The organism is Microbacterium sp. (assembly GCF_003248605.1).
In the GTDB taxonomy this organism is placed as follows: Bacteria; Actinomycetota; Actinomycetes; order Actinomycetales; family Microbacteriaceae; genus Microbacterium.
In genome coordinates, this window is the sequence record NZ_QFPF01000096.1 from 1 (window position 1) to 10,082 (window position 10,082).

The following is a 10,082-nucleotide window of genomic DNA, read 5'->3' on the forward strand; positions in this document are numbered from 1 at the left end:
GAAGTGAGGGCGGGATCCCGCGCCGAGCTCGTGCAGCCATTCACGGATGCCGCCCGCCAGATCGGTGCTCGCGGCGCCGCGTCGCACCGCGTCCTCGCGGGTGCCGTGCCGAGACATCGAGAACGCATGCGTCGGCCCGCCGACGACCAACAGATCGATGTCGTCCGGCACGGCGCGGGGCGCCTCGGCGACGTCGGTCAGGGTGACGCTCGCGGCGGGGGACAGGCCGTCGCGGATCGCCTCGGCGATCTGGCGGGTGTTGCCGAACATGCTCTCGTAGACGATGAGTGCTTTCACGACGAACCTCCGGTGAGACGGTGAACGGGTGCGTCGCCAGTCTCTGCTTCTGTGCGCGCGCCGTCCAGGCCTGCGCCTGTGTGCTGTCAACCCCGTCGCACTCGGCCCCGCGGAGTCCTACGGTGCAATCGAGGCCCGAACCGCGGGCCGGATGAGGAGGCGCACGATGACAGAGCACCACGGCGGCACCCACAACACCGACGGCTCATCGGATGCCGACGTCGAGGCCGACACGGCTTCGGGCGGCGCTCCCGAGGAGCCCGACACGACCGAAGACGACGGCACACCGGTGGAGAACCCCTCCGGCGGCTGAGGCTTTCTCTGCCGAGCAGAGGGTGGATGCCGGGGCGAGGGCATGTTCCCGGTTGTCGATCCTCTGCTCGGCAACGACCCTCTGCGGATCAGAGGGTGCGGGGCTCCGCACGTGTCGACCCCCCGCCGAGATGCGTCAGACGCGGGCGCCTCGCCATCCGAGAGCGGGCGCGACGTGCTTAGCGAACGACTCGACGATGCGCAGGTTGAACTCCACGCCCAGCTGGCTGGGGATCGTGAGCATCAGCGTGTCGGCGCTGCGGATCGCGGCATCGTCCATCAGCTGTTCGACGAGGATGTCGGGCTCGGCCGCGTACGTCTTTCCGAAGGTGGAGCGGATGCCGTCGATCACACCGACCTGGTCGCCGCCGCCGCTTCCGCCGAAGTACATCCGGTCCTCTGCCGTGGTGATGGGAAAGATGCTGCGACTGACCGAGACGCGCGGTTCGCCCGGGTGCCCGGCATCGCGCCACGCCGCGCGGAACGCGTCGATCTGCTGAGCCTGCAGCTCGTCGAAGGGCAGCCCGCGGTCCTCGGTCAGCAGGGTCGAGGACATCAGGTTCACGCCGACGCGACCCGCCCACTCCGCGCTCTCGCGGTTTCCGGCTCCCCACCACACGCGGGAGCGCAGGCCGGGGGAGTGTGGCTCGATCATCTGGGCCCCGCTGCCGCCGCCGAACGGGCTCAGGGGGTCGCGCTCGGCCAGGCCTTCGCCGTCGATGGCTCGCAGAAACAGGTCGAAGTGCTCGCGAGCGAGATCGCCGCCGCGCGGGTCGGTCGACCCGGTGTAGCCAAAGGCCTCGTAGCCGCGGACGACCGTCTCGGGTGAACCGCGGCTGACGCCGAGTGCGAGGCGGCCACCGCTGATCAGATCGAGCGCCGCGGCCTCCTCGGCGAGGTAGAGCGGATTCTCGTATCGCATGTCGATCACGCCCGTGCCCACCTCGATGCGCCGGGTGCGCGCGGCGATGGCGCTCAGCAGCGGCATCGGAGATGCCTGCTGGCGGGCGAAGTGATGCACCCGGAAGTAGGTGCCATCCACACCCAGATCGTCCATGCCCTGCGCGAGATCGATCGCCTGCAGCATCGAGTCCCGCGCAGTGAGGATGCGGCCGCCGCCGAGAGGACCGTAGTGGCCGAACGAGAGGGTTCCGAAGCGCTGCATGACCTCTCCAACCACCGACCGCGCGGATCCATTCCGGCGCATGCGTCGCCGGCGCGTTAGCGTGGAAGGCCCCGACGAGAGGTGACCATGACCGATCCGCAGCCCGCCTGGTACCCCGATCCGAACGATCCCTCGCGTGCGGGCACGCCGTGGATCTGGGTCGTCGTGCTGCTCCCGCTCGTGCCGGTCGCGGCCCTCGGGCTCGTGGACTGGCGGGCATACCTCGAGCAGACGCTCGCCATCTCCATGATGGATCCCACATCTCCCGGGTATCTCATGCAGATCATGTTCCCGGGAGGCACCGGCTGGCTCGTGCTGCTGGGGCTCGCCGTCAACGCGGCGGTGCTGCTGTTCGCCTGGCTCGATTGGCGGGTGCTGGTCAGCCGCGGCATCCATCGTCCCTTCCACTGGGGATGGGCGGCGCTGGCGCTCGTCGTCAGCAACGGTGTCTACGTGATCGGGCGCGGGGTCGTGCTCCGGCGCCGGACGGGCTCCGGGCTCGCACCGGTGTGGGTGTGGATCGCCGTTCAGGTCGTCGGGCTGATCGTCGCCGCCTTCTTCACGGTGTGGATTCTGGGGTTGACCTTCGACGTGCTCTTCGAGCAGATGCCTCCGCTGCAGACCACCTCCGCGTGAGAGCGGCGCAGCGGGCGTCGATCGCCTCGTGGAAGGCCGAGGCCCACACCCGGTAGCCGATGTCGTTGGGGTGGAAGTAGTCGTCCTTGAACTGGGTCAGCACCGCCCAGAGCCCCTGGCGTCTCATCGTGTCGTAGAGGGGCGCCACGGTCAGTCCCCGGTCGGCCGCGATCGTGCGCAGGATCGGACCCGCAAGACGGACTCGCCGCTCGGCAGGCACGATGTAGAAGTGCGGGAGGTCCGCCATGATCGCGTGATCGGGCAGGGCGTCGACGATGGCGCGCACGGATCGCTCGAAACCGCGGGGATCGAAGGCGGCCATGTCGTTCGCCCCGATCGCCACCGTCACGACGTCGGGCTCGAGGCGCGCCAGCCGGGGCAGCTGCTTCTCGACCAGCAGGCTCGTCGTTGCGCCGCTGACCGAGAGATTCACCACGCGCACCCGGCGGCCCGTGCGCCGAGAGATGCGGCGCGCCAGCAGCCCGACGTACCCCCGATCTGGCCGGCTCGCTCCGATGCCCTGCGCGGCCGAGTCCCCGAGCGCGACGTAGAGCAGGTCGCCGTCCTGCCTCGCGCGCTCGCGCCAGTAGATGCGGTGATGCTCCAGCACGCCCGTGATGCCCAGGATGCCGCGCCGACGGCGCCGCGCGACGTACAGCACCGCACCACCCAGCACGCCGAAGACCGCGACGCCCGTACCCAGCGACAGCGTGAGACGCGACGACGAGCGGGCCATCCGTCCAGGGTATGAGGAACAGGAACACCGTGACCGCCGTTGCACGGTGTGGAGGCCGGATCCGGCCCCACGACCCGCACAGAGAGGTACGCTCGGCCCATGATCGACACCGGCGACATCACCCGCACCCCCGGAACCGAGACCGCCGTCCTCGCGGGCGGATGCTTCTGGGGTATGGAAGACCTCATCCGGCGCCAGCCGGGTGTGCTCGACACCCGCGTCGGGTACACGGGGGGCACCAACTCGCACGCGACCTATCGCAACCACCCCGGTCACGCGGAGGCGGTCGAGATCGTGTTCGATCCGACGAAGACGACGTATCGCGACATCCTCGCCTTCTTCTTCCAGATCCACGACCCGTCCACGCTCAACAGGCAGGGCAACGACATCGGCACGAGCTACCGGTCGGCGATCTTCCCGCTCAGCCCCGAGCAGGAGCGCGTCGCCCGCGACACCATCGCCGACGTCGACGCGTCCGGGCTGTGGCCGGGCAAGGCGGTCACGACGATCGAGCCCGCGGGGCCGTTCTGGCAGGCCGAGCCCGAGCACCAGGACTACCTCCTGCGCATCCCGAACGGCTACACGTGCCACTTCGTGCGTCCCGGCTGGGTGCTCCCGCGCCGCGACGCGACCGCCGGCGTCTGATCCGCGCGATCAGTCGTCGAGGACCGTTGCGGCCCGGCGCGCGCGCCGTACGCGCCGTGCCCGGGTGATCCACCACACGAGGGCGCCGGCGACGCCGAGGACCACGAGCCAGGGCAGCAGGAATCCCAGCGCGACGACGACGCCGTTGAGCGTCGCGACGAGGCCGTTCCAGCCCGCGGCCAGTCCGTCGCCGAATCCCGCGGGGTCCGCCGCGACGGGCTCGCCGCGGGCGGCATTCAACTGCACCGTCAGGCTCGACAGCGCCACCTGGCCCTCGAGCATGTCGAGCTGCTGTTGGTAGGACTCCAGGGTTGCCTGTCGCTCCGACAGCGCGGACTCCGCCGCGATGAGGTCGGCGACCGAACCGCTCTGCGCCATCAGATCCGTCAGACGGGCGACGGATGCCTCGGCCGCGGTGATCCGCGCGCGCAGGTCGACGGCCTGGTCGGTGACGTCCTGCCGCGACACCGACGATGAGGTCACCTCGCCGAGGCCGCCCAGGGCGCTCATCGTGTCGGTGAGCTGATCGGCGGGCACACGGATCTGCACCCACGCCCCCTCACGCAGCATCGGCATCGAGGTATCGGTCATCACGCCGCCCTGCATGCCCTGCATCTCGGGGGCGATCACCCCGTCCGCACCCACACTCATGCTCTCCACGAACCCGCCGCGGGCCTCGGCCTCCGAGGCCACGCCGGACGCGGCCTCGGCGACGTCGTCCACGGTGAGCGTCAGCGAGCCCGAGGCGATGAGTTCGCGCTCGCCGCTCTCGGCCGCACCGGCGGCGGCCCCGGACTCGGTGCGGCCGTCCGCCGTGGTGCCCGTGATCATGTCGGGCACGGCCGCGCCGTCGGATCCGATCTCAAAGCCGCCCGCGTCCGTGGCCGGAGCCACGGCCGAGCCCGCCTCGTTGCTCGCGACCCCGCCCGCGATGCCGCCGAGAACTGCGGGGGAGATGACCGCCGCGACCACGACGACGGCGGCCGCGGCCGCCACGCCCAGCCACACTCGGCCGCGGCGTGCGCGCGTCCGTTCGCGCTGCTGATGGATGTCGGCGAAGACGCCGCGCTCGATGCGCGAGATCGTCGCGTCCGAGACATCGGGCAGGGTATCGGGCTGGGTCGTGTTCATGATGTCTCCGTGAGGGCGGTCCGCAGGCGCGTGCGGATGCGGGAGAGACGGTTGCGGACGACGCCGTGCGGCACGCCCAACTGCTCCGCGGCGGCGAGATACGACATCCCCTGTGCGGCGCAGAGGACGAAGATCTCGCGATCGACCGGTGACAGGCCCTCCACCTCTCGGAGGATCCGTTCGGCGAGGTGCGCGTCGATGACCTGCTGCTCGACGTCGATCGCGGCCGGCACGGACTCATCGACCGTCCCCGCCGTGTGCTCGCGGTCGCGACGACGTGCCCTCAGCCGGTTCGCGGCCTGGAACCGGCAGATCGTGCACAGCCAGGGCAGCAGCGAATCCGAGGCGAGTTCGAAACCGGGCAGCTTCCGCCACGCCGTGACGAATGTCTCCTGCGCGATGTCCTCGGCGTCCGCCGCGTCGCCGAGCAGCCCGAAGGCCACCCAGTACACGGGGCGGGCGTAGGCCCGGTACAGGGTGCGGAAGGCGTGCTCGCTTCCCGCTGCGGCCTGCGCCACGAGCGTGCGGTCGTCCACGTCCACCGGTTCGGCCACGCGTCACCCCTTCGGCATCCGGGAGCGTGGCTCCCGGCATCCTCACCTCGATTGTCTCTCACAGGGGGAGTGTCGAGACAGCCGGGATCGTCTCGCAGAACCACCGACGTGCCGCGCCTGCGACGGCGAAGCACGCGGACGGCGTGCCTGTAGACTCGGGCCCGCGAGAGGGAGTATCCCGACAGCGTGCACCCGTCATCACGGGCCCCGATCACGTGGCCCCGGGTGGCGCCGCGGTGGCCGGCTCAGGCCCGTGGGGAGAGACTTTCGGGCTTCGCCGACCCTCGACATCCACACCCCTTTCGAAAGGCCCTGCATGGACCTCGGTCTCCCCATCTGGTTCGAAGTCGGCTCGCTCATCGTGCTGACGCTGATCCTCATCGGCGATCTGCTGCTCATCCTCAAGCGTCCGCACATCCCCTCGACCAAGGAGTCGACCCTCTGGGTTGTCTTCTACGTCACGCTCGCGCTGATCTTCGCGGCGCTGATGTGGTACTTCGCCGGCGGCGAGTACGCGGGTCAGTTCGTGGCGGGATGGCTGACCGAGTACAGCCTCTCGATCGACAACCTCTTCGTCTTCGTGCTGATCATGACCCAGTTCTCGGTGCCCCGGCGGTACCAGCAGGAGGTGCTGATGGTAGGCATCATCATCGCCCTCGTGCTTCGCGGCCTGTTCATCCTCGTCGGCGCCGCGGTCATCGAGAACTTCAGCCCGATCTTCTACATCTTCGGCGCGTTCCTGATCTACACGGCCATCAAGCAGGCCTTCCCGGGCGGCGACCACGATGACGACGTCAAGCAGGAGAGCTTCATCGTGCGGACGCTGCGCCGCACGATCGACATCAGCGAGACCTACGACGGCGCGAAGATCCGCACCGTCGTGGACGGCAAGAAGATGTGGACGCCGATGATCATCGTCTTCGTGGCGATCGGCGTGACCGACCTGCTGTTCGCGGTCGACTCGATCCCCGCGATCTTCGGCATCACGCAGAGCCCCTTCATCGTGTTCACCGCGAACATCTTCGCGCTGATGGGTCTGCGCCAGCTGTACTTCCTGCTCGGCGACCTGCTCGATCGCCTGCGCTACCTGCACTACGGCATCGCGTTCATCCTCGCCTTCATCGGCGTCAAGCTCATCTTCCACGCGATGCACGAGAACGAGCTGCCCTTCATCAACGGCGGCGAGCACATCGAGTGGGTTCCCGTGATCTCCACGTGGATGTCGCTCGCTGTCATCATCGGATCGATGGCGGTCGCGACGATCGCGAGTCTGCTCGCGTCGGCCCGCGAGCGTCGCGCCGTCAATGAGCGCGAGGCGGCGGCCACGGTCGCGGCCGAGAAGGGCACGCCGGCACCGGTCGAGCAGCCCTCGTCGAGCGAGGCCAAGCCCGACGCGCGCTGACGGACCCGCGCCCGCGGCGCCGTCGCGGCGTCGGCCGCCGACGCGCGGCCCCGGGATGCGATGCTACCCTGGGCCCGTGCGGATCGCTCGCCTCCTCCTTAGCGGCCGCGACGAGTCCTAGACCCCAGGCCTCACTCGTCGCGGAGTTTCTCGCGGGCTTGATCCCCCTCACAGGAGAGAACCACTGAGCATGAGCACACCGCATATCACCGCGTCCGACATCCCGGATCGCCCGCGCACCCTGGCCGAGAAGGTCTGGGACGACCATCTCGTCGTCAAGGGCGAGGACGGCCAGCCCGATCTGATCTACATCGACCTGCACCTCGTGCACGAGGTCACGAGCCCCCAGGCCTTCGACGGCCTGCGCGCCGAGGGACGGCCCCTGCGTCGCCTGGATCTGACGATCGCGACCGAGGACCACAACACTCCGACGCTCGACATCGACAAGCCGATCGCCGATCTCACGAGCCGCACGCAGATCGAGACGCTTCGTCGCAACGCCGAGGAGTTCGGCGTGCGCCTGCACTCGCTGGGCGACAAGGAGCAGGGCATCGTGCACGTCGTCGGCCCGCAGCTGGGCCTGACGATGCCCGGCATCACCGTCGTCTGCGGCGACAGCCACACCTCCACGCACGGAGCGTTCGGCGCGATGGCCTTCGGCATCGGCACGAGCGAGGTCGAGCACGTCATGGCGACGCAGACCCTCCCCCTCAAGCCCTTCAAGACCATGGCGATCACGGTCGAGGGCGAGCTGAAGCCGGGGGTCACGGCGAAGGACATCATCCTCGCCGTCATCGCCAAGATCGGCACGAACGGCGGTCAGGGCTACGTGCTCGAGTACCGCGGCAGCGCGATCCGCGCCCTCTCGATGGAGGGGCGCATGACGATCTGCAACATGTCGATCGAGGCGGGCGCACGCGCCGGAATGGTCGCGCCCGACGAGACGACGTTCGCCTACGTCCAGGGCCGCGACCACGCGCCGCAGGGTCAGGACTGGGAGGACGCGGTCGCCTATTGGCGCACGCTTCCCTCCGACGAGGGCGCGGTCTACGACGCCGAGGTCTTCCTCGACGCGAACGAGCTGGAGCCCTTCGTCACCTGGGGCACCAACCCCGGGCAGGGCGTGTCACTGAGCGATGTCGTGCCCACGCCGTCGGAGATCGCCGATCCGAACGAGCGGGCCGCCGCCGAGCGGGCGCTCGAATACATGGATCTGCAGGCGGGGACGCCGATGAAAGACGTCGCGGTCGATGCCGTCTTCATGGGCTCGTGCACGAACAGCCGCATCGAGGATCTGCGGCAGTTCGCCTCGATCATCAAGGGTCGGACGAAGGCGCCGGGTGTACGCGTGATGGTCGTGCCCGGTTCCGCGCGCGTTCGTCTCGAGGCCGAGGCCGAGGGCCTCGACAAGGTGTTCACCGACTTCGGTGCCGAGTGGCGGTTCGCCGGCTGCTCGATGTGCCTGGGCATGAACCCCGACCAGCTCGCGCCCGGAGAGCGCTGCGCCTCGACGAGCAACCGCAACTTCGAGGGACGCCAGGGCAAGGGCGGGCGCACACACCTGGTCTCGCCGCTGGTCGCCGCCGCGACTGCAGTGCGCGGCACACTCTCGAGTCCGAGCGATCTCGACGCGGACGGCGTCTCGCCCCGCTTCGCCCGCTCATCGACCGGGTTCTCGGCGAAAGAGGGGGCGCAGGCCTGACATGGAGAAGTTCATCACCCACACCGGCATCGCCGCGCCGCTCAAGCGCTCCGCGGTCGACACCGACCAGATCATCCCGGCCGTGTACCTCAAGCGGGTCACCAAGACGGGCTTCGACGACGCCCTGTTCGCCAGCTGGCGCCAGGATCCCGATTTCGTGCTGAATCAGCCCGTCTACCAGGGGGCCAGCGTGCTCGTCGCCGGTCCCGACTTCGGCACCGGATCCAGCCGCGAGCACGCCGTGTGGGCGCTGCGCGACTTCGGCTTCAAGGCGGTGCTCAGCCCTCGTTTCGCCGACATCTTCCGCGGAAACGCGGGCAAGCAGGGGCTGGTCACGGGCATCATCTCCGAGGCGGACCTCGAGCGCATCTGGGCGGCTCTGGATGCCGAGCCCGGAACTCGCATGACGGTCGACCTCGAGGCGCGCGAGGCGCGCGTCGCGGATATCCGGGTTCCTTTCGAGATCGACGATTACACTAGGTGGCGGCTCCTGGAGGGACTCGACGACATCGGGCTCACCCTCAGGAATGAAGACAAGATCGCCGCCTACGAGGCGCGACGAGAATCCTGGAGGCCGCGCACCCTGCCGGTCCCTCCGCTCCACGCACAGTAAGGCCGCACCGCATGACGACTCTCCTGAACGACACGGCGGACGGCAAGCGGACCGGGCGCGGCGGGCAGGGGAGGAGTGGCGAGATCCTCGCGATCCGCGGCGGACGGCCCCTGCGCGGCACGATCGAGGTCAAGGGCGCCAAGAACCTCGTCACCAAAGCCATGGTGGCGGCGCTCCTCGGCGAGACCCCCAGCATCCTGCGGGATGTGCCGGAGCTCAGCGACGTCGCGGTCGTGCGCTCCCTTCTCGAGGTGCACGGCGTCACTGTCGCCGACGGCGACGAGCCGGGCAGCCTCGTGTTCGATCCGAGCGGGGCGGCGTCGGCGCACTTCGAAGAGATCGATGCGCACGCGGGCGCGTCGCGCATTCCGATCCTCTTCTGCGGACCGCTGCTGCATCTGCTGGGCGAGGCTCTGATCCCCGACCTCGGCGGCTGCCGCATCGGCGACCGGCCGATCAACTTCCACATGGACGCGCTGCGCGCCTTCGGGGCGATCGTCGACAAGAGCTACGAGGGCATCCGCATCACGGCACCCGACGGCCTCCACGGTGCGAACATCGAGCTGCCCTACCCGAGCGTCGGCGCGACCGAGCAGGTTCTGCTGACCGCCGTGAAGGCCAAGGGCGTGACGGAGCTGAAGAACGCGGCCATCGAGCCCGAGATCATGGACCTGATCGCGGTGCTGCAGAAGATGGGCGCCATCATCTCCTACGAGCCCAACCGAGTGATCCTCATCGAAGGCGTCGAGTCTCTTCGCGGCTACGACCACCGCTCGATCTTCGACCGCAACGAGGCCGTGTCGTGGGCGTGCGCAGCTCTTGCGACCGACGGCGAGATCTTCGTCGACGGCGCCAAGCAGCAGGAGATGCTGACCTTCCTGAACGTCCT

At 69.2% G+C, this 10,082-nt stretch carries 11 protein-coding genes and 1 pseudogene; 7 read left to right on the top strand and 5 right to left on the bottom strand.

Translation table 11 applies throughout. From position 1 onward, the window contains the following. On the bottom strand, positions 1 to 297 hold a 297-nt coding region (locus DI573_RS11820; RefSeq protein ID WP_292814438.1), incomplete at its 3' end, for a flavodoxin domain-containing protein. 166 nt (positions 298 to 463) lie between these two features. Between DI573_RS11820 and DI573_RS11825 the strand changes: the two genes are divergently transcribed. Continuing rightward, on the top strand, positions 464 to 610 hold the full coding sequence (locus DI573_RS11825) for a hypothetical protein (RefSeq protein ID WP_292814442.1): 147 nt from the start codon (positions 464 to 466) through the stop codon (positions 608 to 610). Positions 611 to 745: 135 nt separating this feature from the next. Here the strand turns inward: DI573_RS11825 and DI573_RS11830 are convergent, their stop codons facing one another. Continuing rightward, a complete protein-coding gene (locus DI573_RS11830; RefSeq protein ID WP_292814445.1) occupies positions 746 to 1,774 on the bottom strand; it encodes an LLM class flavin-dependent oxidoreductase in 1,029 nt (342 codons plus the stop codon). 87 nt (positions 1,775 to 1,861) lie between these two features. Between DI573_RS11830 and DI573_RS11835 the strand changes: the two genes are divergently transcribed. Next, on the top strand, positions 1,862 to 2,410 hold the full coding sequence (locus DI573_RS11835) for a hypothetical protein (RefSeq protein ID WP_292814448.1): 549 nt from the start codon (positions 1,862 to 1,864) through the stop codon (positions 2,408 to 2,410). Here the strand turns inward: DI573_RS11835 and DI573_RS11840 are convergent. Further along, positions 2,334 to 3,146, bottom strand: coding sequence for an SGNH/GDSL hydrolase family protein (locus DI573_RS11840; protein ID WP_292814451.1), 813 nt, complete (start codon positions 3,144 to 3,146; stop codon positions 2,334 to 2,336). The genes DI573_RS11835 and DI573_RS11840 overlap by 77 nt on opposite strands. Positions 3,147 to 3,245: 99 nt before the next feature. Here DI573_RS11840 and msrA point away from each other — a divergent pair, with 99 nt between their 5' ends. Continuing rightward, positions 3,246 to 3,791: a peptide-methionine (S)-S-oxide reductase MsrA gene (msrA, locus tag DI573_RS11845; protein WP_292814454.1), complete on the top strand. Its 546-nt coding sequence runs from the start codon at positions 3,246 to 3,248 to the stop codon at positions 3,789 to 3,791. 9 nt (positions 3,792 to 3,800) lie between these two features. Here the strand turns inward: msrA and DI573_RS11850 are convergent, their stop codons facing one another. Both DI573_RS11850 and DI573_RS11855 read right to left on the bottom strand, forming a co-directional pair. Then, on the bottom strand, positions 3,801 to 4,922 hold the full coding sequence (locus DI573_RS11850; RefSeq protein ID WP_292814456.1) for a DUF4349 domain-containing protein: 1,122 nt from the start codon (positions 4,920 to 4,922) through the stop codon (positions 3,801 to 3,803). Continuing rightward, positions 4,919 to 5,476 carry an RNA polymerase sigma factor gene (locus DI573_RS11855; protein ID WP_292814459.1) on the bottom strand — a complete coding sequence of 186 codons (558 nt, stop codon included), beginning with the start codon at positions 5,474 to 5,476 and terminating at the stop codon, positions 4,919 to 4,921. The genes DI573_RS11850 and DI573_RS11855 overlap by 4 nt, the downstream gene beginning before the upstream one ends. Positions 5,477 to 5,792: 316 nt before the next feature. Here DI573_RS11855 and DI573_RS11860 point away from each other — a divergent pair, with 316 nt between their 5' ends. The 4 genes and pseudogenes from DI573_RS11860 to DI573_RS11875 all read left to right on the top strand — a co-directional run. After that, positions 5,793 to 6,878 carry a TerC family protein gene (locus DI573_RS11860; protein ID WP_292814462.1) on the top strand — a complete coding sequence of 362 codons (1,086 nt, stop codon included), beginning with the start codon at positions 5,793 to 5,795 and terminating at the stop codon, positions 6,876 to 6,878. Positions 6,879 to 7,068: 190 nt separating this feature from the next. Beyond that, positions 7,069 to 8,580, top strand: a complete 1,512-nt coding sequence (gene leuC / locus DI573_RS11865) for a 3-isopropylmalate dehydratase large subunit (RefSeq protein WP_292814464.1) — start codon at positions 7,069 to 7,071, stop codon at positions 8,578 to 8,580. Between the two features lies 1 nt (position 8,581). Continuing rightward, positions 8,582 to 9,193 carry a 3-isopropylmalate dehydratase small subunit gene (leuD, locus tag DI573_RS11870; protein ID WP_292814467.1) on the top strand — a complete coding sequence of 204 codons (612 nt, stop codon included), beginning with the start codon at positions 8,582 to 8,584 and terminating at the stop codon, positions 9,191 to 9,193. A gap of 11 nt (positions 9,194 to 9,204) precedes the next feature. Beyond that, positions 9,205 to 10,082: pseudogene (locus DI573_RS11875) on the top strand (UDP-N-acetylglucosamine 1-carboxyvinyltransferase); the annotation flags it as partial.

Coding starts and splice junctions, on each gene's coding strand:
- leuD (WP_292814467.1), top strand. CDS start 8,582: ATGGAGAAGTTCATCACCCACACCGGCATCGCCGCGCCGCTCAAGCGC.
- DI573_RS11835 (WP_292814448.1), top strand. CDS start 1,862: ATGACCGATCCGCAGCCCGCCTGGTACCCCGATCCGAACGATCCCTCG.
- DI573_RS11825 (WP_292814442.1), top strand. CDS start 464: ATGACAGAGCACCACGGCGGCACCCACAACACCGACGGCTCATCGGAT.
- DI573_RS11840 (WP_292814451.1), bottom strand. CDS start 3,146: ATGGCCCGCTCGTCGTCGCGTCTCACGCTGTCGCTGGGTACGGGCGTC.
- DI573_RS11860 (WP_292814462.1), top strand. CDS start 5,793: ATGGACCTCGGTCTCCCCATCTGGTTCGAAGTCGGCTCGCTCATCGTG.
- leuC (WP_292814464.1), top strand. CDS start 7,069: ATGAGCACACCGCATATCACCGCGTCCGACATCCCGGATCGCCCGCGC.
- msrA (WP_292814454.1), top strand. CDS start 3,246: ATGATCGACACCGGCGACATCACCCGCACCCCCGGAACCGAGACCGCC.
- DI573_RS11850 (WP_292814456.1), bottom strand. CDS start 4,922: ATGAACACGACCCAGCCCGATACCCTGCCCGATGTCTCGGACGCGACG.
- DI573_RS11830 (WP_292814445.1), bottom strand. CDS start 1,774: ATGCAGCGCTTCGGAACCCTCTCGTTCGGCCACTACGGTCCTCTCGGC.